Raw genomic sequence first — 23,858 nt, 5'->3', positions numbered from 1 at the left:
CTCCGAGCCTAAAGTATTTTCTCCTGTGCTATGATTTCTGCACTCATGTGACTGGCGCATACAGATAGGGCACTATCGGGGAGCGTGAGGTTGCTAGCCGCCGCGCGCCTGGGCATTACCTACTATCCTTGGAGATGGGTTATGCCTGATTTTGCACAGTTGCTCATGTTTGCTCTTGTGGCGTTGGGAATGGTTTTAACGCCGGGGCCGAACATGATTTATCTAATTTCCCGCTCAATTTGCCAAGGTAGACGCGCAGGCCTCATTTCATTGGGCGGCGTTGCTCTGGGCTTTGTGTTCTACATGCTCTGCGCGGCATTCGGAATTACGGCCTTCGTATTTGCGGTACCTTACGCCTACGATACGCTTCGCTTTGGCGGCGCTTTGTACCTTCTATATCTTGCCTGGCAAGCGGTCAAACCGGGCGGACGGTCCGCATTTGCAGTGCGCGACCTGCCGGTCGATACCCCAAGGAAGCTCTTCAGCATGGGGTTTATCACCAACCTGGCGAATCCAAAAATCGCCGTCATGTATCTGTCTCTGCTTCCCCAATTTATTACGGAAGGACACGGCAGCGTTCTTACCCAGTCGCTGGCGCTCGGCGGCGTTCAGATTTCGATCAGCCTCGCTGTGAATGCACTGATCATCGTGACGGCCGGATCGATATCTACCTTCCTGTCAGGACGCCCGCAGTGGCTATTGGTGCAGCGCTGGCTGATGGGAAGCGTTCTGACAGGTCTGGCGGTGCGGATGGCATACGAATCCAAGAAATAGCAACACCTTGCCAATACGCCGGCGCATCAGCCGGCGGCCAACGTCCGTGGCCCTGAGCAGGCCATCGTGAACCTGCAGGAAGGTGCCCCGAGCGTCGAACTGGCGCATGTGCAGCCCACTGGCCTACCTGGGCGCTGCCGGGGCGCACGACTCACCCAGAACCAGGTCAAGCGGCACATTCACGCTACGCGGTTGCCTCCCCCCCTCCCCGGCCAAGCGGTCAAGCATCAGATGTGCGGCGGCCTGCGCGGCACGCTCGATGTCAAAGCGTAGCGTGGTTAGCGGGGGATACATCAACTCTAGCGTCTCCGGCGTACCGATGCCGATCACCGAAAGGTCTCTGGGAATATCCAGCCCCGCCTTGCGCGCAACATAAATGGCTCCGGAGAGCAGGCGCGTTCCTAGGCCGATGATTGCAGTGGGGGGTGCGGAAAGAGCGAGCATGGTCGCCATTTGGGTGCGTGACGAATCGATCGCCGAGCGTGACATACAGACTAGTGCCGGGTCGAACACCAAACCTGCCTCCGCAAGGGCATCCCGGTAGCCGAGCAGCTTTTCGCGCCCTGGACGAATGTGCTCGCCGGGCCCGAACAACGCGATACGGCGGTGACCCAATGAAATCAGATACGCCATTGCCTGCTTCACACCGCTACGATGGTCCAAATAGACCGCGTCCATTGGTAGCGGCGTTTCCCGATCCAGAATCACCACCGGTAAGCTGCAGCCGCTGAACAGGCTGTCGGCGGGGTCCGCGCTCTCCAGGCTCGGCGCGGCAATGATGCCCTCTAGCCGGCGGGTCTCGAACAGCGCAACCAGTTCGCGGTCGCGCCGTGGCTGGTCCAGTGTATTGCCGACCAACATGGAGTACCCGGCGGCCTGCATATGCTTCTCGACTTCGCTGAAATGCGCCGCCAGCAGCGGGTTGCCGATGTTCGAAACCAGGTAGCCGACCGTCTTGCTACGCCCGGTGCGCAGGTGGCGGGCGGCAAAGCTGGGTTCATAGTTCAGTGCCTCCACAGCCGCATGCACCCGGGCTCGCAGCGCCTGGCTGGCATAGCCGGTGCCGTTCAGCACCCGCGACACGCTGCCAATGGAAACCCCCGCCGCCTCAGCCACATCCCTGACGGAAATCCTTTGCGTCATGGTCTTCCCTAATGAAAACGTTCCACAGTTGGACGCCAAATTTGTTGCCTGCTAAGTTAGCACAAACGGAAATCGTTTTCACATTTCCGCTCACCTAACCCAGACAGCGCCAAACTATCCCATGCAGCAAGACCGTCCTTCGCGCCCTCTCGCCGCCCCCCCCTGGCGCCGACTTTACGGGCGAGGCCACGTGTGGATCCCTGAGCGGCAGGCCAGGCGAAGCGCAGTAAGCCTGGCGCGGCTCCGTCCGGAGCATGCCGCTGGCAATCACAACGACAACGGAGACATCCCATGCTTCACAGACTGATCTGTGCGGTCGCGGCCGCGCTCGCCCTGCACACGGCGGGGCCGGTACTGGCCGAAACCTATCCCTCACGGCCAATTCGCCTGGTAGTGCCGTTCCCGCCCGGTGGCACTGCGGACATTTTCGGACGGCTGCTCAGCCAGCAGCTCACGCAAAGCCTCGGGCAGCCGGTGCTGGTGGAGAACCGCGCCGGTGCGGGCGGAAACATCGGCGCGGCCGCCGTCGCCAATGCACCGGCGGACGGCTACACCTTGCTGCTGGGCACGATCGGCACCCACGGCATCAACCCGACGCTATACGCCAACCTTCCCTACGACCCAAAGAAGGACTTCCAGCCTGTGGCCCTGGTCTCCTCCGGTGCCAATGTATTGGTCGTCAACCCGACGTTGCCGGCACGCAATGTGAAGGAGTTGATCGCGCTGGCCAAGCGCAACCCGGGCCAGTTGATGATGGGCTCGTCCGGCAATGGCAGCAGCATTCATATGTCCGGCGAACTCTTTGAGCATATGACCGGTACGCAACTGACGCACGTGCCCTACCGCGGCGGCTCGCCTGCACAGACCGACCTGATGGGCGGGCGGGTGCAGTTGATGTTCGACAACCTGCCCACCTCGTTGCCGTTGATCGCCAAGGGCCTGGTACGCCCGCTTGCCGTGACCTCGGCGCATCGCTCGCCCGCGCTCCCGGAGGTGCCGACTGTTGCCGAAGCCGGCGTGCCGGGCTACTTCGTGGGCAACTGGAGCGGCATCTTCGCGCCGGCGCATACGCCACCCGACATTGTGAACCGGCTCAATGCCGCGGTTGGCCAGGCTGTGACAAGCGCCACGCTGCGCAAGCGTTACGCCGAAATGGGCGCCGACACCAGCACCGACCTCGGCACCAACGGGAATGCAGGCAGCCGGCCGATGAGCGCGGCGGAATTTACCAGATTCGTCGATGAGGAGATGAGCAAATGGGCAAGGATCGTAAAGGTATCGGGAGCGCGGGCGGAATGAACGGAATGAACGGAATCAACGGAATCCACGAGACGCAACGGAAGAAAGCATGCAACCAATCGACCACCTGCTGAGGACCGCCAGCGCCACGCCGGCACGCATCGCCTTGCAGGCAGCCGGTGAATCGCTGACCTACGGCGAACTGACGCAGAAGGTACTGGCGCTCGCAGCGGCGTTCCAGGCGCTGGACCCCGTGTCCGGATCGCGCGTAGGCATTTGCGCCGGCAATAGCGTGCAGCATGTGTTGGCGCTGCTGGCTACGCTGGCCGCCGGCAAGTGCTGGGTGCCACTGAATCCACGCGCCTCGGTCCACGAACGGGCCCGCATCGTCGACTTCACCGAGCCGTCCATCCTGGTGGTGGAAGACAGCAGCCACGGCCAATCCGGCACGACCACACTTGGCACCCGCGTGATCACCTGCGGGCCGCAGGCATCCGGCCCGGACAGCATCGCCGCGCTACTGTGTGCCTGGCGCGGCCGCGTCCCGCTACGCACGCAGCGCGAGCTTGGCGAAACGCAGGCCATCAAGTTCACCGGCGGCACTACCGGCGCGCCCAAGGGGGTGATGCAGTCGCTGCGGTCCTGGAACACCACGGTGGTTTCCATCCTCACCGCGATGCAGCTGCGCGATGACGAGCGCTATCTCGCCGTGGCCTCCATCACCCACGGCACATCCACGTTCCTGCTACCCGTGTTCGCACGTGGCGGCACCATCGTGCTGGCGGATTCGACCAGGCCGCGCGCCCTGCTCGATCAGTTGGAGCGCGAGCGCATCACCGCGGTGTTCATGCCGCCCACGCTGATCTACGATTTACTGGACGAGCCCGGCGTGCGCGAACGGGACTGGTCCGCGCTGCGGCACCTGATCTATGCGGCAGCGCCGATGCGCGCAGACCGGATTGCCCAGGCCATTGATGTTTTTGGCACCCTGGAGACCTCGTTCGGGCAAACCGAGGCCCCCGGCATCATTGCCTTCCTGCCCGCTGGCGAATTGCGCGATCCCGCCCGCCACGGCAGCGTCGGCCGCGCCACCTGCCTGACCGAACTCGCCATCATGGGGCGCGACGGCAAGCTGCTGCCGGCTGGCGAATCCGGCGAGATCGTGGTGCGCGGCGACCTCGTCATGTCCGGCTACTGGCGCCAGCCCGGCAAGACCGCCGAAGCACTGGCCGATGGCTGGCTGCATACGGGCGACGGTGGCTACCTGGACGCGCAAGGCTACCTGTACCTGAAAGACCGGTTGCGCGACGTCATCATCACGGGTGGCTTCAACGTGTACCCCAGCGACGTGGAGAACGCGCTCGGCGCCCATCCCGCAGTGTGCCGCTGCGCCGTGCTCGGCATGGACGACCCGCGCTGGGGCGAGGCCGTGCATGCGGCCGTGCAACTGCATCCCGGCGCCACACCCAACGCTGCCGAGTTGCAAGCATTCGTCAAGGAACGCCTGGGTTCGGTGCAGGCACCAAAGCGCATTCATTTTGTGGAAACCCTTCCGCTCACGGCCAACGGCAAGGTCTCGAAGCTCGAGGTCAAGACCCGGCTCGCCGCCAGTGCAAGCAACCATGCCAGCAACAACCCTCAAGGCAAGGAGCCTCTCTCATCATGACACCAACAGATATCCTGGTAACCGGCGGATCCGGCGGCATCGGCTGGGCCCTGTGCAAGACGCTGCGCGCGCGCGGCCACACGGTAGTGAACTTCGATCGGGTGGCACCTCCCGAGGCCGGTGTGACGCATTTCGTCAAAGTCGACATGGCCGAGCCGGCGCAACTCGCCGCCGCGCTCGGGGAGGCATCGGCCCGCTATGCCTTCACTGCCCTCGTCAACAATGTGGCGACCCTGCGGGCGGCGAGCGTGGAGGAAACCGGCCTTGACGACTTCGACAGGCAAATCGCCGTCAATGTCCGCGCCGCGCTGCAATGCACCCAGGCGTTGGTGCCTGCCATGCGAAAGGCGCGCCACGGCCGCATCGTCAATATCTCCAGCCGTGCCGCGCTGGGCAAGGAACTGCGCACGGCGTATTCGGCCAGCAAGGGCGCCCTGAACGCCATGACGCGTACCTGGGCGCTGGAACTGGCGGCGCACGGCATCACCGTCAACGCCGTCGCGCCGGGGCCCATCGCCACGGCGGCGTTCGGCTCCGTCAACCCGGCCCAGGATGCGCTGACGCAGCGCATCGTGAACGGCGTGCCGGTCGGGCGGCTCGGCAAGCCGGAGGATATTGTTCACGCCGTCGAGTTCTTTCTCGACGAACGCGCGTCCTTCGTCACCGGACAGGTGCTGCACGTCTGCGGCGGCATCACCGTGGGGCTGAGCGCATGAATGGCATCCGCACCGAGATCGGCTACACCACACCCGATCGCATCACGCTGCGCGGGCGGGACCTTGCCACCGAGGTGATCGGCAAGCTGGATTTCGTTCAGACGCTCTGCCTGGTTGCGCTCGGGCGCCTCCCCGACGCCGCGCAGGCGCGGATGATTGACACACTGCTGGTGACCGCGGTCGATCACGGGCTGACGCCAAGCGCGATCAGTGCCCGCATGACCTGGCTGGGCGCGCCGGAATCCTTGCAAGGCGCGGTCGCAGCGGGCTTGCTTGGCGCCGGCGAACGCTTCCTCGGCACCGTGCAGAACATGGCGGAATTACTGCTGCAAGAAGGTGCGTCGCTGGCGGCCGATGCCGACGCAGCCACCATTGCAGAGCATGCCCGGCGCATCGTCGCCGCCTGCCGGTCAGCCGGCAGGCCGATACCTGGCGTCGGCCATCCAATACACGCGCAAGGTGATCCGCGCGTGCCGGTCCTGATGGAGACCGCGAGCGCGAATGGCTTCCACGGCAAGTACTGTCGTCTTGCCCTGGCGCTCGGCGACGCCTGCGGCGACGGCAAGCGCGGCGCCCTGCCGCTCAACGCCGCTGGCGCCATCGGCGCCATCCTCGCCGAGATGGGGCTGGACCCGCTGTTCGGCCGGGGACTGGCACTGATCGGACGCTGCGCGGGACTGGTCGCCCACCTGATCGAGGAACGCGAGCGGCCGGTCGGCCAACAGGTATGGAACCTGGTCTTGCGACAAGACCCGCGCAACGTATTGCCGTGAGCGGCCAACCCCTATTTGCACTATTCCCACCACGACCTCACCTGCCGCGCGGCAGGAAACGGAGACAACACAACATGGCCAGACTACCTTACTTCGATGTGGACAACGTGCCCGGCCGCCTTGGCGAGCAACTGCGCGGGCGTCCCGCCCTCAACCTGTACAGGATCCTGCCGCATGCGCCGGAGATCGCGCTCGGCTTCCTCGGTCTTGGCCGCGCGATTCTCACGCAGGCCTCGCTGCCGCCCACGCTGCGCGAGCTGGTCATCCTGCGGGTGGGCGCGCTCAGCGGCGCCAGTTACGAAGTGCATCAGCACCGGCGTGTGGCGCGCGCCGCCGGTGTGCCGGAAGAAAAAATCGATGCCGTGCTCAAGCCGGATGCCAACGGCGACTTCAGCGAACTCGAGCGCCTTGCCATCGCATTCACCGATGCCGTGGTGCATGACGTCAAGGCACCGGCGCAGCTCTACGCCAAGGTTGCGGCGGCCCTGGACGAACAGATGATGGTCGAGCTGCTGGCGACCATCGGCTTCTACATGCTGGTGTCGCGCCTGCTGGAAAACCTCGAAGTCGATATCGAAAACCCGCCGCTGGAAAAGCTGGAGCTGCGTCATGACTGAATGCTTGGAAAGCCGTCCGGACCAACAACTGTTTGCACCCGCGCTTGGCGTGCCGCGCCGTGACGGCCGGCTCGCCGGGCGCCGCATCCTGGTGGTAGGCGCGGGCCAGCGCCATACCGTCGATCCGGTGCCATCGGTAGGCAATGGCCGTGCCATGTCGATCCTGTTCGCCCGCGAGGGCGCCGCCGTGGCATGCGCCGATATGGATGCCGGCGCCGCGCAGGACACGGTCGACCTGATCCGGCGCGAGAACGGCCGCGCGATACCCGTCCAGGCCGACGTTTCGGACCCCGCGCAAATCTCGCGCATGGTGGCCCAGGCCGTGGCCGCGCTGGGCGGGCTCGATGGCCTGGTGGTCAACGTCGGGATCGGCAACCAGAATCGCTTCGGCGCGGAGACGCCCGACGACTGGGACCGGGTCCAGGACATCAACCTGCGCGCCCCGATGTTCTGCGCCCAGGAGGCCGCCGCCGTCATGCCCGCTGGCAGCGCCATTGTGTTCGTGGCCTCCACGGCGGCGATCTCTCCGCTGAGCGGCCTGCCGGCCTACGAGACGTCCAAGGCGGCCTTGACCGCGCTGGGCCGCGCGGTGGCATTCGCCGGCCAGCCCAGCGGCTTGCGTGCGAATGTGCTGGCACCAGGACTGATCGACACGCCGATGGGCCGCGACGCCTCGCGCGCCCGGCCCTCGCGCGCAGCCCGCCCGCTGCCGTTCGGCCGGCAGGGCACAGGCTGGGAGGTTGCGCACGCCGCGCTCTACCTGGTCAGCACCGAGTCCTCCTATGTCAACGGGCAGATGCTCATCGTCGATGGCGGCCTGTCGATCGGCGCCGTGCGCGCCGCAGCCTGACGGCTGGCGCGGCGTTGTACAGGTCAAGCGGGCCTGGGCCGTACCATGGCCAGGCCCGCCATCACAACAATATGCAGGAGACAAACATGATGCGGATTAGCTGGAACACGTTGGGACTCGGACGATTCCTGGCCCTGGCACCCACCCTCGGCATGGCGCTGGGCCTTGCGCTCGGCGCGGCGCCGGCGAGCGCGCAGCCGTGGCCAGTGCGACCGGTTCGCCTGATCCTGCCCAGCGCCGGCGGCAGTGGGCCCGACACCATTGCGCGGATCTTTGCCGAGCGCTTGTCGCGCACGCTGGGCCAGCCCGTCGTGGTCGACAACCGGCCTGGCGCCAATGGCGTCATCGGCGTCGACGCGGTGGCCAAGGCACCCGCTGACGGCTACACCTTGCTATTTGCCAGTTCGTCTTCCACCGTCATCAGCCAGGCCCTGCTGCACAAGCTGCCATTCGATGTGACGCGTGACCTTGTGGCCGTGGCACAAATTTTCTCAGGGGGCATCCATCTGGTCGCCTCGCCGGATTTTCCCGCGCGCAACCTGAAGGAGTTCGTTGCCCTCGTCAAGGCGAATCCCGGCAAGTACGACTACGCCACCTGGGGCCCGGGCTCCACCGGGCAGCTCGTGATGGAGTACCTCAAGCGGAAAGAAGGACTCGACATCCGGCATGTGCCCTACAAGACGATCGGCCAGATCTACCAGGACATGCAGGGCGGGCTGGTGAAGGTGGCCTTCGTCGACGCCACCAGTTCGGTGCCGCTGATCAAGACCGGAAAGCTGCGTGGCATCGCCATCACCGGATCGCACAGGGGACCGGCGTTGCCGGACCTGCCGACCATGACCGAACAAGGCTATCGTTTCGATACAGATGCCTGGTATGGTGTGTTCGCCCCGCGCGGTACGCCAGCCGGCGTGGTAGCGGCCGTGCACCGGGAGATCCTGAACACGCTGTCCGCCCCGGAGTTGCCTGACCGGTTCGTCCAACTGAACCTGGTCGATCCGCCATTGAAAAGCGCGGAGCAGTTTGCACAGACGGTACGTACCGACCTGTCCCTCTGGCAAAGCATCGCCAAGATAAACGGCATCAGCTTGGACTGAGAGGCCTATCGTCAGCAGGGTCGTTGCTGCGTGCGCTTCATCAAGCCACGATAGCGCACCCTCATGTAGCCGAACTGACAGTTGCACTGCTCAGCGCTGCCTGGGGGGGGCGCCTTGATCTCCATCGACATGGCTCCGTGCAGCAAATGGCGGCGAAATGTTATATGATGGTCGTCATGAAGAAGCCGTCAATCAATCGCAAGACCGTGAGCCGCAAGGAACTCACGCACGAGCGCATCGTCGAGGTCGCCGCGCGCGCGATTCGGCGCAGTGGCTACGACGGCACAGGAGTGGCCGACATCATGAAGGAGGCCGGCCTGACGCATGGCGGCTTCTACGCCCATTTTCCATCGCGCGAGGTACTGCTTGCCGAAGCCGCTGACCGCGCCGGTGCTGAAGCCGTGGCCTTGTCGGAGCATATCGCCGCCTCCGTGCCGCCAGATCAAGCATTGCCGGCGATGGTGCGCGCCTATTTGTCGAAAGCGCATTGTGAAGACATGGAGACTGGTTGCCCTGTCTCCGCCCTCGGCTCGGAGATGCCGCGCCAGGCGCCGGTCGTGCGGCGCGCAGCCACCCGCCGCATCAAGGAGATGATCGATGTCGTTGCGCGCCAATTGCCCGATTGGGGCCAGCCGGGTGCGCACGAACAGGCACTGATGACAGTTGCCACCATGGTTGGCACCATGGTGCTGGCGCGTGCCGTGGACGACCCCAGGCTGTCGGAAAGTTTTCTTGAAGCCGCATTGAAGAAACTCGCGCCCACCGACGCGTAAATCTGCCGGCCCGGTGCCGGTGCCAGTTTTCGTTGGATCCAAAATATGATGAATATCATATTTCAGCGAGACGAATGCCCGACCAACCACGTAGAACATCCCTCAATATCGGAAGGACAGCATGGAAACCAAGATAGCGCTCGTTACGGGCGCCTCGTCGGGAATCGGCGAAGCCACGGCAAAGCGGCTTGCGAAGGCCGGATACAAGGTCTACGGCACCAGCCGGCGCGGTGCGCAAGCCGGACCGCGGACGTTCGAGATGCTGCCACTTGACGTGACCAGCGAAGCATCGGTCGAAGCCGCCGTCAAGGAAGTACTGCGCCTGCACGGCCGCATCGACCTGCTGGTCAACAACGCTGGCTTCGGTGTCGCCCCCGCTGCTGCGGAAGAGAGTTCGATTGACCAGGCCCGCGCGATCTTCGATACGAACTTCTTCGGGATCATCCGCATGACGCGTGCCGTGTTGCCCCATATGCGGCAACAAGGTAGCGGCCGCATCATCAACATCGGCTCTGTGCTGGGTTTCTTGCCCATGCCCTACATGGCGCTGTACTCCGCCACCAAGCACGCGGTCGCAGGCTACTCGGAATCGCTCGACCATGAGTTGCGCACGATGGGCATCCGGGTATCGGTCATTGAGCCGGCCTATATCAAGACGCCTTTTGACGCGAACTTCATGGCGCCCGACGCCCCTCTCGACACCTACCGCGAGGTGCGCTCGGCCATGGATAGGCGAGTGAAGGAGGTGGTCGAGGGCGCTGACGGTCCTGAGGTTGTGGCCGAGACCGTACTGCAGGCCGCCATCGCGGCGCGTCCGAAACTCCGCTATGCAGCTGGTGGACTCGCCGGCCGCCTGCGATTGCTACGCAGATTTGCGCCTGCGAACATGGTAGACGCCGGTATTCGCAAAGATCTGCGGCTCGCAACGTAGACGGCGTTACTGCCCGTGAAACAACTTGACGCAACGAGAAACTGACAAGGAACCATGATGAAGGCATTCGTCGTCGATCGATATGGACGCAAACATGGCGTACGCGCTGGCGATATGCCGGTCCCGGAGGTGCGCGAGGACGACGTATTGATCCAGATTCACGCCGCTGGCGTGAACCCTCTCGATGCCAAGATCAGGGACGGCGAGTTCAAATTGATTCTGCCCTATCGTCTGCCATTGATTTTGGGCAACGATCTGGCCGGGGTTGTTGTCCGCGTCGGATCGCGCGTACAACGATTCAAACCGGGCGATGAGGTCTATGCGCGACCACACAAGGACCGCATCGGCACTTTCGCGGAATGCATCGCGATCAAAGAGGATGGCGTGGCCCTCAAGCCCACGGCACTCACGATGGAGGAAGCGGCTTCAATTCCGTTGGTGGGATTGACTGCCTGGCAGGCGCTGATCGAAAAAGGGCAACTCAGGAAAGGGCAGAAAGTGCTCATACATGCTGGCTCGGGCGGCGTTGGCACCTTTGCCATTCAACTGGCGAAACATGTAGGCGCAACGGTCGCGACGACAACGAGCGCGCGCAATATCGCACTGGTGAAGCGCCTCGGTGCGGATATCGTCATCGATTACACGAAAGACGACTTTGCGGCCATCCTGAAGGACTATGACGTGGTACTGGATACGCAGGGCGGCAAAGGGCTCGAGAAGTCGCTGCGAGTGCTCAAGCCGGGTGGCAAACTCATCGGGATCGCCGGTCCGCCTGATCCCGATTTTGCGAAAGAGATGGGCGCCTCCTGGTTCCTGAAAGCAGCAATGCGCTTTCTGAGCCATCGCATCAGGAAAGCCGCGAAACGCCGTGGCGTCAGCTATTCATTTGTTTTCATGCGTGCTAGCGGAGACCAGCTAGGCCAGATCGCCAGGCTCATCGACGCAGGTGCGATAAAGCCCGTGATCGATCGGGTTTTTCCGTTCGCGTCGACCAAAGAGGCGTTGGCCTACGTCGAAACAGGACGTGCAAAGGGCAAGGTTGTCATCAAGATCCGATAGAAGGCGCCATCAAAACAACGCCTTCTGCCCCGTCACCAGCGTCTCGAACGCATCGCCCAGGAACGGCAGGATGGCGTCGGCCACCGGCTGCAGCTGGCGCGTCAGGTAGTGGTCGTAGTCGATGGGCGAGCGCCGGGTTTCCAGGGGCTCCGGGCCGGCCACCGTCATCACATAGCTGATCCAGCCGCCGTTCTGGTATTGCAGCGGACGGCCTTCCTTGCGGTTGAACTCGTCCGCGATGCGTGCCGCGCGCACGTGCGGCGGCACGTTGCGCTGATAGTCTTCGAGCGTGCGGCGCAAGCGCTTGCGGTAGACCAGTTGCGCGTCGAACTCGCCGCTCATGGTGCGACGGACGTAGTCCTGCACGTATTCCCGGTACGGCTGCTTCTTGAACACGCGCTGATAAAGCGCTTGCTGGAACTGCTGGGCCAGCGGTGTCCAGTCCGTGCGTACCGTTTCCAGGCCCTTGTAGACCATCTCCTCACTGCCGTCCGCCTTGGCGACCAGCCCCGCGTAGCGCTTCTTGCTGCCCTGCTCGGCGCCGCGCACGGTGGGCATCAGGAAGCGGCGGTAGTGGGTCTCGTACTGCAACTCCAGCGCGCTCTCCAGGCCGTACTGTTGTTGCAGATGCTGCTGCCACCACTGATTCACTTGCTGGACAAGCATGCGGCCAATCCTGTCGGCGTCTTCCTCGGCATGCGGCTGCTTCAGCCAGACAAAGGTCGAATCGGTATCGCCATAGATCACCTGGTAGCCCTGCGCCTCGATCAGCTCGCGCGTGCGGTGCATGATCTCGTGCCCGCGCATGGTGATCGACGACGCCAGGCGTGGGTCGAAAAAGCGGCAGACGCTGGACCCTAGCACCCCGTAGAACGCATTCATGATGATCTTCAGGGCCTGCGACAAGGGCTTGTTGCCTTCGCGCTTGGCCGCTTCCCGGCCTTGCCAGATCTGCTTGACGATGGCCGGCAGGCAATGCCGGGTGCGCGAAAAGCGCGCGCCGCGAAATCCCGGCACCGAGCTTTCGTCGGACGGATCCTGCAGCCCTTCCACCAGCCCGAGCGGATCGATCAGGAAGGTGCGGATGATGGACGGGTACAGGCTCTTGTAGTCCAGCACCAGCACCGAATCGTACAGCCCGGGCTGCGAATCCATGACAAAGCCGCCGGGGCTGGCCCCCTCCGGAACCTCGCCCAGGTTCGGGGCGACATAGCCCTGGCGATGCATCAGCGGCATGTACAGGTGCGTGAAGGCGGCCACGCTGCCGCCGCTGCGGTCCGCCGGCAATCCCGTGACGGCGGCCCGCTCCAGCAGGAAGGTCAGCAACTCGGTCTTGGCAAAGATCCGGGTCACCAGTTCGCAGTCCTTGAGGTTGTAGCGCGCCAGCGCGGGCTTGTCTTCGGCAAAGCGGCGGTCGATCTCCGCCATCCGCTGATACGGGTTGTCGATGGACTTGCCCTCGCCTAGCAGCGTCTGCGCCACGTTCTCCAGGCTGAAGGACGGGAAGTTCCAGGTGGCGGACCGCAGCGCTTCGATACCGTCGATGATCAGGCGGCCGGCGGCGGAGGCAAAGAAATGGTTCTCCTTGAAGCCGTGCTCGCGCCACTCCAGCACATTGCCGCCCCGGCCAAACAGCAGCGGGACCTGATAGCGATCCGCATGCTTCTGCAGCACGCGCAGGTCGAACTGCACCACGTTCCAGCCGATGATGGCATCGGGATCGTGCTGGGCAAGCCATTGGTTCAGCTTTTGCAGCATCAGCGGGTGGCTGGCGCAGTACTCCAGGTCAAAGTCGACCGCGCTGTCGTCGCCGTTGGGCGGGCCGAGCATATACACCTGGCGCTGGCCGCAGCCTTCCAGCGCGATCGAGTACAGGTCGCCGTGGGCGGTGGTCTCGATGTCCAGCGACACCAGATTCAGCGTGGGCCGATAGGCTGGCCCTGGCTTCATCTGGCTGTTGAGCAGGGTGCCTCCGCCGTGGGCCGCGTTGGCCTCGCCGGCAAACCAGACGGGCGCGGTGATGAAGCGCTCCATCAGGTAGCGCTCCGGGGGGCGGATGTCGGCCTCGTAGACGCTGACGCCAGCTTCCTTCAGCAGTTTTTCCAGCTTGGTGAGCTGGCGGTAGTGCTGGCAGTACAGGCCCAGCACCGGGCGGCGATGGAAATCCGCGAGCGGGAGTTCGCGCAACGCCACGTTGCGCTCGCCGCGCAAGACCGCCTCGGCGGTCTCGCGCTGCTCGGCCGGCACGAACGCCACCGAGAGCTGGTGCGCCAGGCGGATATGGCGAGGGCCACTGTCGGTTGCCAGCCAGAACTCGACTTCCGTCCCGGCGGCCGTATCCCGCCAGTGCCGAGTCAGAAGAAAACCCTGTTGTCGTTGAGCCACCTGCCGCCTTTGAAAACCCACCCTGGCCGGCTATTTTACTGGTCCTTGGCCAGTCGGGCCCCGCCCAGGCCCCATTCAAGCCCCGGTCAGGCCGGATGGCGCGCCATGCCCGCCACGCTCCTGATGGAGCTTGAACACGGCCACCGCCTGCACCAGTTGCCGTGCCCGCGCATGCAGGCTTTCCGCCGCCGCCGAGCTTTCCTCCACCAGCGCGGCGTTCTGCTGGGTGGCCTGGTCCATCTGGCTCATGGCGGTTTCGATCTGCGCCACGCCCGCGCTCTGCTCCGTGCTGGCTGCGCTGATCTCGCCCATGATGTCGGTCACGCGCTTGATCGCCGCGACAATCTCCGTCATGGTGGCGCCGGCATGATCCACCATCGCCGTGCCCTGCTCCACGCGCTCCACGCTGGCGGTGATCAGCGTCTTGATTTCCTTGGCCGCCTCGGCACTGCGCTGCGCAAGGTTGCGCACCTCGCCCGCCACCACGGCAAAGCCACGCCCCTGCTCACCGGCGCGCGCGGCCTCCACGGCGGCGTTCAGCGCCAGGATGTTGGTCTGGAACGCAATGCTGTCGATCACGCCGATGATGTCGGCGATCCTGCGCGAGCTGTCGTTGATGTCCTTCATGGTGCCCACCACCTGCCCGACCACGTCGCCGCCCTTGCGCGCCACCGTGGTGGCGCCAATGGCGAACTGATTGGCCTGCAGCGCGTTGGCGGCGTTCTGCCTGACCGTGGAGCTGAGCTCCTCCATCGAGGCCGCGGTCTGCTCAAGCGCGCTGGCCTGCTCCTCGGTACGGCCGGACAGGTCGCGGTTGCCATCGGCAATCTGCTGGCTCGCGCTGGCAACGCCTTCGGCGTTCTCGCGCACGTTGGCGATCACGCGCACCAGGTTAGCCTGCATGTCCTTCAGCGCGCGCATCAGCCTGGCGGTTTCATTGTTGCCGCTGGCATCGAACTGCAGGCTCAGGTCGCCCGCGGCCACGGCCGCCGACACGCGCACGGCCTGATTGATTGGCCGGGTGATGGCGCGGATGATCCATGTGGCCATGCAAACAGCGACCAGCAGCGCGACGGCACCCGAAGCCCAGATCGTGGCCTTCATGCGCTCGACGGCGTCGATGGCCTCGCTGGTGGACGTTTCCATGAGTTTGTCCTGATGCTGGATCAGGCCTTCCACCGCGGCGAAATAGGCCAGCTGGGCCGGGCGCAACTCGCCCAGCAGCATGTTCCTGGCCTCGTCGGCATTGCCTGCCGCCACCAGCCCGAGGAACTTGTCCTGCAGGGCACCGTACGCACCGCGCGCTTCTTTCACCTTGGCCAGCTCGGCCCGACCCTTGTCAGAGGTGATCTTGGTCTCTAGCCGGGCCCATTGGGCGGCAATGGTCTTTAGCGTGGCGGCGGTCAGTTCACGTTCCTTCTCGATATCCGTCGCCACCGTCATGATCACCATATTGCGCAGCGAGCGCGCGACCTGGTTCAGGTTTCCCTCAATGTCATTGAGATCCGCTATTTTTCTGTAGTGGTCACTTAATACCGTGTGCAATGCATCTTCCACGGTATGAATCTTGATGATCGATGTGCCGCCCATGAAGGCGATCAACAGAACCAGAATGCCGAATCCGGCAGTAAGGCGGGTTGATATTTTCATGTCACTGAAACGCATGTTTGTCCGTCGTCCTGGAAAAAGAAAGGAGGAATGCAAGAGGTCATCGGCCAGAGCCATCCCGGAAAGGCAAGCGAGAGACCGGCAGGCGGCTGCGTGGCAACGCCGCCTGCACGGATGCCTGATCTTCGCTTGTCGTGGCAACCGATCGAGCGTCGGCTTCGGGAGGAAGACATCGGCTCGTGCCGGCAAGAAATGCCGGCGTTCTTCATGCCGATGGGTACATATCGGCAAGGTTTAGTGACTCTTTAGGCCCTCGCGCAATGGCGCTGCGCGAATATCCGCGCTGCGGATATGGCTAGCCGGCCATCCTTTCTTTTAAGAGGCCATTTCAAAAAGATTCTGACGTCGTTGCGCGGCCTTGCCGTACCAGTTGTACTGTCTGCGGCCGCGCGCCTAGCCAGAACCGCTTCGCTTCATTTTGAAACGGCCTCCAAGCAACTACTGCACATGGGACGACGGATTGCGTGTCACACGAATTTCCCGGTGATGCCGCCATCCACCACGAGCTCCGTGCCGGTGATATAGGCCGCCGCATCGGAGGCGAGGAAGGCGCAGGCGTGGGCCACGTCCCATGCGCTGCCCATGCGGCCCATCGGCACTTGCGCGGCGCGCGCACGGCGCGCCTCGTCCAGGCTGGTGCCGGAGAACATCTTCGCCACCGTGGTAGCGATGCGCGGCGTGTCGATCAGCCCCGGCACCACGGTGTTGGCGCGCACGCCATGTGGCGCATATTGTTGCGCCAGCATGCGCGTGAACTGCGTCACGGCGGCCTTGGTCACGCTGTAGGCCAGGTGCGGATAGCCCACGTAGCGCATGCCGGCCACCGACGAGATGGCGATGATGGCGCCGCGCCCGCGCGCCATCATGTCGGGCAGCACCTGCTGACTGGCCAGCAGCAGGCTGCGCACGTTGACGGCGTGGATGCGGTCCAGGTCGTCCGCGGTGGTTTCCATCGGGCCACCGGTCTTGCCAATGCCCACGTTGTGATGCAGCACGTCCACCATGCCGAAGCGCCCGCGCGCCGCGGCAAAGAGCCGCACCACTTCGGCCTCCACGGACACATCGCCCGTTAAAGTCTCGGCGATGCCGCCTTCGGCCCGGATCAGCGCCGTGGTTTCCTCGGCCGAGGCCGCGTCACGGTCCACCACGCAGACCTGTGCGCCCAGGCGCGCGTAGGTCACGCTGGCCGCGCGGCCGATGCTCCAGCCCGGCCCCGCGGAGCCCGCGCCGGCGACAAAAACCGTGCGGCCCGAAAGATCGAGCGGCAACCCGGGCGGGCGTGCCGCCGCCGCGCTGTCGCCTGCGTTCGATAGATTCGTCATGTCACGCGCCCTCCCCTGGCCGGTGCCCGCCTTCGCCCACGTAAGGAATCGCGTGTTCGATGGTGTCCCAGATAAAGCGGCCCGAAGGGCTTTGCTGCTCCTCCACGATATGCGCTACCAGCCCGGCCGCGCGCGAGATCACGGCAAAGCCGCGCATCACGGCCGTGGGTACGCCCAGCTCACCCAGCAAGGCGGCCACGGCGCCGGTGGCGTTGATGGTGATGGGCCGGCCGGCCACGGCATCCACCGCGCTGGACAGGCGCTCCAGCGCCCGGATCTTGTCACCGGCCAGGTCGGGCTCGGCGCGGCCCATTTCCAGCAGCTTGTAGGCGCGCGGGTCCACCGGCTTGTGCAGGTGGTGGCCAAAGCCGGGCACATGGCTCTTGATGGACTTGTAGTGGCGCGCGATCTCCATGGCCTCGGCATCGGGATCGGCGGCCGCGCCGATGCGGTCGAGCAGTTGCGCGCAGTTCTCCATGGTGCCCACGAAGGAGCTGCCCACGGCCAGCAGGCCGGCGGATACTGCGCCCTGCAGGTTCTCGGGCGCGCTCATGTAGATCAGCCGTGTGGCGATGGCGCTGGGCGTGAGGCCGTGCTCCATCAGCACGATCAGCACCACGTCGGTGATGCGCAGGTCCACCGGGCGCGGCTCGCGGCCCAGGATCTGCATGAGCATGACCTCGGTGAAGGTCTTCTTGCCCATCAGGTCCTCGACCAGGTCCGCGTCGCGGTAATGCAGGCTGGTGAGGGTGTGGGTGCAAAGGCGGGTGACGGGCTTGGAGGAAGCGGAGGAAGTCATGATGGGTTCGCAGTGGATTCGTTGGAAGGGGTCGGGGCCGAAGGGACCGATGGGACCGATGGGACCGATGGGACCGAAGCGGCTTCGGGAGCGATGGCGCGTTCGCGCACGGCGGTCTTGAGCACCTTGCCCACGGCGGAGCGCGGCAGGCTCGCATGGAAGTGGACGCGCTTGGGCGTTTGCACGGGGCCCAGGCGCTCGCGCACAAAGGCAATCAGCTCGCCTTCGGTGGCATGCTGGCCGGGGCGCAGCTGCACGGCGGCCTGCACCGCCTCGCCCCATTTTTCGTCGGGCACGCCGAACACCGTGCATTCGTGCACCGCCGGGTGCTGGCCCAGCGCGTTCTCCACATCCACCGGATAGACGTTGAAGCCGCCGGTGATGACCATGTCCTTGAGCCGGTCCTTGAGGTACAGGTAGCCGCGTTCGTCGATCAGGCCGCGGTCGCCCGTGTGCAGCCAGCCGTCCACCAGCGTCTCGGCGGATTTCTCCGGCAGGCGCCAGTAGCCGCTCATCACCAGGTCGCCGCGCGCGACCACCTCGCCGACCTCGCCCGGGGGCAACAGGCGGCCGTCCGGGGCCATGATGGCCACGTCGCTGAACCAGGTGGGCAGGCCCACGGCGGCCCAGTTGCGCTCGTCCTCGAAATCCGCGGGGCGCATCACGGTCAGGCTCTGCGGCGCCTCGGTCTGCCCGTAGGTGGTGCCCAGCACGGGGCCGAAAAAGGCGCGCACCTCGCGGATCTTCTCGGGCGGCATCGGCGCGCCGCCGTAGATCAGGCGGCGCAGGCAGGGGAAGTCCGTGCGCGCGGCGCCGGGCAGCGCCATCAGCATGTAGACCAGCGTTGGCGGCATGAAGCACACGGTGCCGCCGCGCTCGCGAAACGCCGTGCGCACCGCCTCGGCGCCGGCCTCGGCCAGCACCACGTGGCAGCCGCCCTGCGCCAGGATGGGCAACAGGTAGGTCGACGTGCCATGCGTGATCGGCGCGGCCACGATGTAGCGCTCGTGCTCGTCAAAGCCCCAGGCGTGGATCTGGTTGGAGACGTTGGTCATCCAGGCGCGGTACGGCTGCATCACGCCCTTGGGCAAGCCGGTGGTGCCGCCGGTGAACTTGATCGCCTGCGTGGCATCCTCCGGCAGCGCAAAGGCCGGGCGCGATGCGCCGGCATGCTGCGCGATCAGCGCGGCCACCGACCTCTCCCCGGGCGGCGGCGAGCCGCTATAGATGCACGCGCCGGCCGCGCCCTCCAGCAGGCCGGCGCAGGCCGTATCGAGCACCAGGATGGAGGGCTCGGTGGCGTCGATGATGCGGCGGATCTCCGGCCGGGTGCTCTTGGGATTCAGCGGCACCCAGACCTTGCCGCAGGCCAGCACCGCCAGGAGCGCGACGATGTGCTCGGCGCTGTTCTTCGCGCAAATGCCCACGCGGCTCTGCAAGGTGTCATCGAGCGCATTGAGCGCCGTGGCCAGCGCGGCCACCTGGGCGGCCAGCGCGTCGTAGCGGATCGCGCCTTCGGGGGCGTCGATGGCAATGTTGCCGGGCCAGCGCGCCGCGGCGCGCCAGAAGAAATCGATCGGGTACATGGTAGGCAACGCTCCTTGTTTCTTATTCGGCCTTGGCGCCGGACTGTTTCACCACGTCGTGCCAGCGCTTGGTTTCCGCCGCGATCAGGCGGCGCAATTGCTCTGGCGAGCCGGGCTCGGGGGTGGCCGCCAGATCCTGCAAGCGCTGGCGCACGTCGGGCGCGGCCAGCACCTTGTTGAGGGCCGAGTTCAGGCGCTCGATCACCGGCCGCGGCGTGCCGGCGGGCGCGGCCAGGCTGAACCACGATTGCACGTCAAAGCCGGGAAAGCCCGACTCGGCAACGGTCGGCACCTCGGGCAGCAGCGGCGAGCGCTGGGCGCTGGTGATGGCAATGGCGCGCAGCCGCCCCGCCTTCACGTGCGGCAGCGCCGAAGGCGTGTTGTCGAACATCGATTGGACCTGCCCGCCCAGCAGGTCGGTCACCGCCGGCGCGCTGCCTCGATACGGGATGTGCAGCATGTTCAGCCGGGCCTGCATCTTGAACATCTCGCCCGACAGGTGGATGGACGAGCCGCTGCCCGACGAGGCAAAGGTGATGCCGTCCTGCGACGCCTTGGCAAAGCGGATGTAGTCGGCCAGGGTTTTCACCGGCAGCTTGGGGTTCACCACCAGGATGTTGGGAATCCTGGCGATCAGCCCGATGGGCTCGAAGTCCTTTTGTGGGTCGTAGCCAAGCTTGTCGTACAGCGACGCGTTGATGGTGTTGGCGATGGTGTAGACGTAGAGCGTGTAGCCATCGGGCGCCGACTTGGCCACCACTTCGGCGCCCACGTTACTGTTGGCGCCCGCCCGGTTGTCCACCACCATCGGCTGGCCCAGCTGCTCGCCCAGCTTGAGCGCGATGATGCGCGCGATCACGTCCGTGGCGCCGCCGGCGGCGTAGCCGACCACAAGCTTGATGGGCTTGGTGGGCCAGGCGGTGGGCTGGGCATGAAGCGGCAGCGCAAGGCCGCCCGCCAGGCTGAGGGCCGCCGCGAACGCCAGCAGGCGCCGGCGCGGTGCATGATGCAAGGTCATGGTTTGTCTCCTGTTTTGGCAGTGCAATGCCGTCGCTGGCCCCCTTCTGGCCGCGCTGCGGCATACTGCGGGTGGCTTCCATCGACCGAGAAATTCTTCCCCATGCCTGCCCGCTCCGCCAATCAAAACGTCCGCCTGCCGGACGTTTCCGCCAAAGGCAAGGCAGCCCTCAGCCCCCTTCCCGACGCTGCCGATGCTGCGCAGGCCACTGAAGACGGCGGCAGCCGCACGCTGCGGCGCGGCCTGCAATTGCTGGATGCGGTGCTGGCCAGCGGCCGCGAAGGCCTGCGCGTGGTCGACCTGTGCCGCATCGCGGCGCTGGAGCGCGCCACGGTCTACCGGCTGCTGGCTACCTTGATGGAAAGCGGCTATGTGGCACAGCGTGGGCGCTTTCGCTACGTGGCGGGGCCGCGCCTGTCGGCGCTTGCGCAGCCGCACGCCACCGATGGCCTGGCGGCGCGGCTACAGCCAGTGCTGGCGCGCGTGAGTGCCGCTTGCGGGGATGCCGCGTTCGCCGTCGTGCGCGAAGGCGCGATCTCGCACTGCATCGCGCGCCATGTCGGGACGCATCCGGTGCAGATCCTCGTGATCCAGGTCGGTACGCGCCAGCCGCTGGGCGTCGGCGCCGCCGGGCTGGCCCTGCTGGCGGCGCTGCCGCAAGACGACGTGGCGCAATGCATCGCCGCCAACGCCGCGGCGCTGGGCCACTACGGCGGCATGACGCCCGAGCGCATGAACATCCTGGTGCGCGCCACGCGCGAGCGCGGCTGGTCCGTGATCGGCAATCACGCCACCAGCGGCGTGCTGGCCGTGGGCATGGCGGTGCACAGCACGGACGGCGAACCGGTGGCGGGCATCAGCGTGGCCTCCACGCTGGCCCGCATGCCGCGCGAGCGGCAGCAACTGATTGCGCGGGCCATGCGGGAATCGCTGGCGGCGTTGCTGCCCAAGGGATTGTGAAGGGCTGTGAGGGGCTGTAAGCGAGGGGGGACGCGTTGCTAATCGGGCTTCAGGCTAGGCGCGGCGCGCGGCGCGCGCAGCCTTCGGCTGAACACCTGGCTACCGGCAAGCCGTTCAAGCTGGCCCACAAGGCCCCGGCGGAACAGCAGGACACAGGCGATAAAGATGACGCCCGTCACCATGGTGACCGACTCGCCCAGTGCGCCGAACCACGCGATGCCCGTGACGGAAGCCAAAAAATTGCCGATTGCGCCCAGCCTGGTTTCCAGCGCCACCACCACAAAGGCGCCGGCCAGCGGGCCGGATAGCGTGCCCAGCCCACCCACCAGCGTCATCAGGATCACCGCGCCGGACATCGACCAGTGCACGTCGGTGAGCGTGGCAAAGCCCAGCACCAGCGCCTTGATCGACCCGGCCAGCCCCGACAGCGCGGCGGACAGCACGAACGCCATCAGCTTGTAGCGGTCGGTGTCGTAGCCCAGCGAGATGGTGCGCGGCTCGTTCTCCTTGATTGCCCTCAAGATCTGGCCAAACGGGGAATGCACCGTGCGCACGATCAGCGCGAACGCCGCCACGATGACCACCAGCGCCACGTAGTACAGCGTCAGGTCGTCGGCCAGCGGCAGCACGCCGAACAGCTTTCCGCGCGGAATCGCCTGCAGGCCGTCTTCGCCGCCCGTGGCAGGCGCCTGCAGGCAGACAAAAAACAGCATCTGCGCCAGCGCCAGCGTGATCATCGAGAAATAGATGCCTTGCCGCCGGATCGCCAGCGACCCCACCACATAGCCGGTCAGGCCGCCGGCCAGCGTCCCCAGCACCATGCCCGCTTCCGGCGTGACGCCCCACACTTTCATGGCATGGCCCGCTGCATAGCCGGCGCCGCCGAAGAAGGCCGCATGGCCGAACGACAGCAACCCGGTATAGCCGACCAGCAGGTTGAAGGCGCACGCAAACAGCGCGAAGCACAGCACCTTGAGCACGAACACCGGATACGCCCCGGCCATCGGCGCCAGCACCAGCGCTGCCAGCAGCAATCCGTACCACGCATTCCTGGCTGACCGGCCCATCGTTCCCATCACTCCCATTGTTCCCATCATTGACTCCTTCCAAACAGCCCCGACGGGCGCAACATCAACACGATTGCCATGATGAGGAACACCACCGTGGCCGAGGCCTCTGGGTAGAACATCTTGGTCAGGCCCTCGATCACGCCCAGGCCGAGACCGGTCAGGATCGCGCCCATGATCGATCCCATCCCGCCGATCACCACCACCGCGAACACGATGATGATCAGGTTCTGCCCCATCAGCGGCGAGACCTGGATCACCGGCGCCGCCAGCACGCCGGCAAACGCCGCCAGCGCCACGCCAAAGCCATACGTCAGCGTCACCATCAGCGGCACGTTGACGCCGAATGCCTCGACCATCTTGGGGTTCTCGGTGCCGGCGCGCAGGTAGGCGCCCAGCTTGGTCTTCTCGATCAGGTACCAGGTGGAGAAGCACACCGTCAGCGACGCCACCACCACCCAGGCGCGGTAATTCGGCAACATCATGAAGCCCAGGTTGGTAGCGCCGCCCAGCGCCTGCGGCGCCGAGTAAGGCAGGCCCGACACGCCGTACACCGAGCGCAAGATGCCCTCGATCACCAGCGTGATGCCCAGCGTCAGCAGCAAGCCGTAGATATGATCGAGCTTGTAGATCCAGCGCAGCAGGGTGCGCTCGATCACGATGCCGATCAGCGCCACCGCCAGCGGCGAGAGCACGAGCATCGCCCAGTAGTTGAGCCCGGCGTACTCCATGCCCATCCAGGCCAGCACCGCGCCGAGCATGAACAGCGCCCCGTGGGCGAAGTTGATGACATTGAGCAGCCCGAAGATGACCGCAAGGCCAAGGCTCAACATCGCGTAAAAGGCACCGTTGACCAGCCCCAGTAGCAGTTGGGACAGCAAGGCGGAAAGGGGGAAATTCAGTATCGTCATAAAGCGGTCCTCATACCCCCAGCAACGCGTTCAGCACCGGCATCTTGGCCTGCAGCTCCGCAGCCGCGAAGCGCTCGACGAGCGTGCCGTGTTCCATCACATAAAAGCGATCCGCCAGCGGCGCGGCAAAGCGGAAGTTCTGCTCCACCATCACCACCGTGTAGCCCTTTTTCTTGAGCATCAGGATCATGCGCGCCAGCGCTTGCACGATCACGGGCGCAAGGCCCTCCGAGATCTCGTCGAGCAGCAACAGGTTGGCGCCGGTGCGCAGGATGCGCCCGACGGCCAGCATCTGCTGCTCGCCGCCCGACAGGCGCGTGCCCTGGCTCTGGCGGCGCTCCTTCAGGTTAGGGAACATCTCGTAGATCTCGTCCTCGCTCATGCCGGTGACCGCGCTGGCGCCCTGCCCTTTCAGCAGCGGCGGCAACAGCGGCGGCAACAGCAGGTTTTCCTCGCACGACAGGCTGGCGAAGATGCCCCGCTCTTCCGGGCAATAGCCGATGC

The 23,858-nt window shown here is 65.3% G+C and carries 22 protein-coding genes and 1 riboswitch; of the genes, 12 read left to right on the top strand and 10 right to left on the bottom strand.

What is annotated here, in order from left to right; translation table 11 throughout:
- Positions 1–37: 37 nt before the first annotated feature.
- Positions 38–121, top strand: a riboswitch (ZMP/ZTP riboswitch).
- 20 nt (positions 122–141) lie between these two features.
- Positions 142–774: a LysE family translocator gene (locus AC1RQC_RS21010; protein WP_492373734.1), complete on the top strand. Its 633-nt coding sequence runs from the start codon at positions 142–144 to the stop codon at positions 772–774.
- 123 nt (positions 775–897) lie between these two features.
- Here AC1RQC_RS21010 and AC1RQC_RS21005 read toward each other — a convergent pair whose 3' ends face one another.
- Positions 898–1,917, bottom strand: a complete 1,020-nt coding sequence (locus AC1RQC_RS21005; protein WP_492373735.1) for a LacI family DNA-binding transcriptional regulator — start codon at positions 1,915–1,917, stop codon at positions 898–900.
- A 291-nt stretch (positions 1,918–2,208) separates the two neighbouring features.
- Here AC1RQC_RS21005 and AC1RQC_RS21000 point away from each other — a divergent pair, with 291 nt between their 5' ends.
- From AC1RQC_RS21000 to AC1RQC_RS20955, 10 genes are all read left to right on the top strand, one after another.
- The gene (locus tag AC1RQC_RS21000) at positions 2,209–3,216 is read left to right on the top strand and encodes a Bug family tripartite tricarboxylate transporter substrate binding protein (protein WP_492373736.1); all 1,008 of its coding nucleotides are present in this window, start codon (positions 2,209–2,211) and stop codon (positions 3,214–3,216) included.
- A 49-nt stretch (positions 3,217–3,265) separates the two neighbouring features.
- The gene (locus tag AC1RQC_RS20995; RefSeq protein WP_492373737.1) at positions 3,266–4,822 is read left to right on the top strand and encodes an AMP-binding protein; all 1,557 of its coding nucleotides are present in this window, start codon (positions 3,266–3,268) and stop codon (positions 4,820–4,822) included.
- Entirely contained in the window at positions 4,819–5,538 is a 720-nt protein-coding gene (locus AC1RQC_RS20990; protein ID WP_492373738.1) for an SDR family NAD(P)-dependent oxidoreductase, read from the top strand. Before AC1RQC_RS20995 ends, AC1RQC_RS20990 begins: the two co-directional genes overlap by 4 nt.
- The gene (locus tag AC1RQC_RS20985) at positions 5,535–6,311 is read left to right on the top strand and encodes a citryl-CoA lyase (protein ID WP_492373739.1); all 777 of its coding nucleotides are present in this window, start codon (positions 5,535–5,537) and stop codon (positions 6,309–6,311) included. Before AC1RQC_RS20990 ends, AC1RQC_RS20985 begins: the two co-directional genes overlap by 4 nt.
- 74 nt (positions 6,312–6,385) lie before the next feature.
- Entirely contained in the window at positions 6,386–6,928 is a 543-nt protein-coding gene (locus AC1RQC_RS20980; RefSeq protein WP_492373740.1) for a carboxymuconolactone decarboxylase family protein, read from the top strand.
- Positions 6,921–7,778, top strand: coding sequence for an SDR family NAD(P)-dependent oxidoreductase (locus tag AC1RQC_RS20975; RefSeq protein WP_492373741.1), 858 nt, complete (start codon positions 6,921–6,923; stop codon positions 7,776–7,778). The genes AC1RQC_RS20980 and AC1RQC_RS20975 overlap by 8 nt, the downstream gene beginning before the upstream one ends.
- 86 nt (positions 7,779–7,864) lie before the next feature.
- On the top strand, positions 7,865–8,875 hold the full coding sequence (locus AC1RQC_RS20970; protein ID WP_492884451.1) for a Bug family tripartite tricarboxylate transporter substrate binding protein: 1,011 nt from the start codon (positions 7,865–7,867) through the stop codon (positions 8,873–8,875).
- Between the two features lie 164 nt (positions 8,876–9,039).
- Positions 9,040–9,648 (top strand): TetR/AcrR family transcriptional regulator, encoded by a 609-nt coding sequence (locus tag AC1RQC_RS20965; protein WP_492373756.1) that lies wholly within the window; start codon positions 9,040–9,042, stop codon positions 9,646–9,648.
- A gap of 121 nt (positions 9,649–9,769) precedes the next feature.
- Positions 9,770–10,579: an oxidoreductase gene (locus tag AC1RQC_RS20960; protein WP_492884449.1), complete on the top strand. Its 810-nt coding sequence runs from the start codon at positions 9,770–9,772 to the stop codon at positions 10,577–10,579.
- Positions 10,580–10,636: 57 nt separating this feature from the next.
- The gene (locus AC1RQC_RS20955; RefSeq protein ID WP_492884663.1) at positions 10,637–11,638 is read left to right on the top strand and encodes an NADP-dependent oxidoreductase; all 1,002 of its coding nucleotides are present in this window, start codon (positions 10,637–10,639) and stop codon (positions 11,636–11,638) included.
- 9 nt (positions 11,639–11,647) lie between these two features.
- Here the strand turns inward: AC1RQC_RS20955 and AC1RQC_RS20950 are convergent, their stop codons facing one another.
- From AC1RQC_RS20950 to AC1RQC_RS20925, 6 genes are all read right to left on the bottom strand, one after another.
- Positions 11,648–14,023, bottom strand: coding sequence for a DNA polymerase II (locus AC1RQC_RS20950; protein WP_492884447.1), 2,376 nt, complete (start codon positions 14,021–14,023; stop codon positions 11,648–11,650).
- A 75-nt stretch (positions 14,024–14,098) separates the two neighbouring features.
- A complete protein-coding gene (locus AC1RQC_RS20945) occupies positions 14,099–15,673 on the bottom strand; it encodes a methyl-accepting chemotaxis protein (protein ID WP_492884445.1) in 1,575 nt (524 codons plus the stop codon).
- Positions 15,674–16,158: 485 nt separating this feature from the next.
- Positions 16,159–17,013, bottom strand: coding sequence for an SDR family NAD(P)-dependent oxidoreductase (locus tag AC1RQC_RS20940; protein WP_492373746.1), 855 nt, complete (start codon positions 17,011–17,013; stop codon positions 16,159–16,161).
- 1 nt (position 17,014) lies between these two features.
- Positions 17,015–17,812 (bottom strand): citryl-CoA lyase, encoded by a 798-nt coding sequence (locus AC1RQC_RS20935; protein ID WP_492373747.1) that lies wholly within the window; start codon positions 17,810–17,812, stop codon positions 17,015–17,017.
- Positions 17,809–19,398, bottom strand: a complete 1,590-nt coding sequence (locus AC1RQC_RS20930) for a class I adenylate-forming enzyme family protein (RefSeq protein WP_492884442.1) — start codon at positions 19,396–19,398, stop codon at positions 17,809–17,811. The genes AC1RQC_RS20935 and AC1RQC_RS20930 overlap by 4 nt, the downstream gene beginning before the upstream one ends.
- Positions 19,399–19,420: 22 nt before the next feature.
- Complete coding sequence (locus AC1RQC_RS20925) at positions 19,421–20,416, bottom strand: tripartite tricarboxylate transporter substrate binding protein (RefSeq protein WP_492373749.1); 996 nt, start codon at positions 20,414–20,416, stop codon at positions 19,421–19,423.
- Between the two features lie 102 nt (positions 20,417–20,518).
- Between AC1RQC_RS20925 and AC1RQC_RS20920 the strand changes: the two genes are divergently transcribed.
- Complete coding sequence (locus AC1RQC_RS20920) at positions 20,519–21,376, top strand: IclR family transcriptional regulator (protein WP_492373750.1); 858 nt, start codon at positions 20,519–20,521, stop codon at positions 21,374–21,376.
- Positions 21,377–21,414: 38 nt separating this feature from the next.
- Here AC1RQC_RS20920 and AC1RQC_RS20915 read toward each other — a convergent pair whose 3' ends face one another.
- From AC1RQC_RS20915 to AC1RQC_RS20905, 3 genes are all read right to left on the bottom strand, one after another.
- A complete protein-coding gene (locus AC1RQC_RS20915; protein ID WP_492373751.1) occupies positions 21,415–22,470 on the bottom strand; it encodes a branched-chain amino acid ABC transporter permease in 1,056 nt (351 codons plus the stop codon).
- Positions 22,470–23,354, bottom strand: a complete 885-nt coding sequence (locus AC1RQC_RS20910; RefSeq protein WP_492373752.1) for a branched-chain amino acid ABC transporter permease — start codon at positions 23,352–23,354, stop codon at positions 22,470–22,472. Before AC1RQC_RS20910 ends, AC1RQC_RS20915 begins: the two co-directional genes overlap by 1 nt.
- Positions 23,355–23,364: 10 nt before the next feature.
- On the bottom strand, positions 23,365–23,858 hold a 494-nt coding region (locus tag AC1RQC_RS20905), incomplete at its 5' end, for an ATP-binding cassette domain-containing protein (RefSeq protein ID WP_492373753.1).

This window comes from Cupriavidus sp. GW822-FHT03E04, assembly GCF_058801495.1.
Note: the sequence above shows the minus strand (reverse complement) of the source record. Positions and strands in the feature narration are given on the sequence as shown.

Excerpts from the sequence above, each read along its gene's own strand:
- AC1RQC_RS21000 (WP_492373736.1), top strand. The coding sequence starts at position 2,209 with ATGCTTCACAGACTGATCTGTGCGGTCGCGGCCGCGCTCGCCCTGCAC.
- AC1RQC_RS20965 (WP_492373756.1), top strand. The coding sequence starts at position 9,040 with ATGATGGTCGTCATGAAGAAGCCGTCAATCAATCGCAAGACCGTGAGC.
- AC1RQC_RS20940 (WP_492373746.1), bottom strand. The coding sequence starts at position 17,013 with ATGACGAATCTATCGAACGCAGGCGACAGCGCGGCGGCGGCACGCCCG.
- AC1RQC_RS20985 (WP_492373739.1), top strand. The coding sequence starts at position 5,535 with ATGAATGGCATCCGCACCGAGATCGGCTACACCACACCCGATCGCATC.
- AC1RQC_RS20975 (WP_492373741.1), top strand. The coding sequence starts at position 6,921 with ATGACTGAATGCTTGGAAAGCCGTCCGGACCAACAACTGTTTGCACCC.
- AC1RQC_RS20945 (WP_492884445.1), bottom strand. The coding sequence starts at position 15,673 with ATGAAAATATCAACCCGCCTTACTGCCGGATTCGGCATTCTGGTTCTG.
- AC1RQC_RS20915 (WP_492373751.1), bottom strand. The coding sequence starts at position 22,470 with ATGGGAACAATGGGAGTGATGGGAACGATGGGCCGGTCAGCCAGGAAT.
- AC1RQC_RS20930 (WP_492884442.1), bottom strand. The coding sequence starts at position 19,398 with ATGTACCCGATCGATTTCTTCTGGCGCGCCGCGGCGCGCTGGCCCGGC.
- AC1RQC_RS20920 (WP_492373750.1), top strand. The coding sequence starts at position 20,519 with ATGCCTGCCCGCTCCGCCAATCAAAACGTCCGCCTGCCGGACGTTTCC.
- AC1RQC_RS20980 (WP_492373740.1), top strand. The coding sequence starts at position 6,386 with ATGGCCAGACTACCTTACTTCGATGTGGACAACGTGCCCGGCCGCCTT.
- AC1RQC_RS21005 (WP_492373735.1), bottom strand. The coding sequence starts at position 1,917 with ATGACGCAAAGGATTTCCGTCAGGGATGTGGCTGAGGCGGCGGGGGTT.
- AC1RQC_RS20910 (WP_492373752.1), bottom strand. The coding sequence starts at position 23,354 with ATGACGATACTGAATTTCCCCCTTTCCGCCTTGCTGTCCCAACTGCTA.
- AC1RQC_RS20960 (WP_492884449.1), top strand. The coding sequence starts at position 9,770 with ATGGAAACCAAGATAGCGCTCGTTACGGGCGCCTCGTCGGGAATCGGC.
- AC1RQC_RS21010 (WP_492373734.1), top strand. The coding sequence starts at position 142 with ATGCCTGATTTTGCACAGTTGCTCATGTTTGCTCTTGTGGCGTTGGGA.
- AC1RQC_RS20990 (WP_492373738.1), top strand. The coding sequence starts at position 4,819 with ATGACACCAACAGATATCCTGGTAACCGGCGGATCCGGCGGCATCGGC.
- AC1RQC_RS20970 (WP_492884451.1), top strand. The coding sequence starts at position 7,865 with ATGATGCGGATTAGCTGGAACACGTTGGGACTCGGACGATTCCTGGCC.
- AC1RQC_RS20995 (WP_492373737.1), top strand. The coding sequence starts at position 3,266 with ATGCAACCAATCGACCACCTGCTGAGGACCGCCAGCGCCACGCCGGCA.
- AC1RQC_RS20935 (WP_492373747.1), bottom strand. The coding sequence starts at position 17,812 with ATGACTTCCTCCGCTTCCTCCAAGCCCGTCACCCGCCTTTGCACCCAC.
- AC1RQC_RS20955 (WP_492884663.1), top strand. The coding sequence starts at position 10,637 with ATGAAGGCATTCGTCGTCGATCGATATGGACGCAAACATGGCGTACGC.
- AC1RQC_RS20925 (WP_492373749.1), bottom strand. The coding sequence starts at position 20,416 with ATGACCTTGCATCATGCACCGCGCCGGCGCCTGCTGGCGTTCGCGGCG.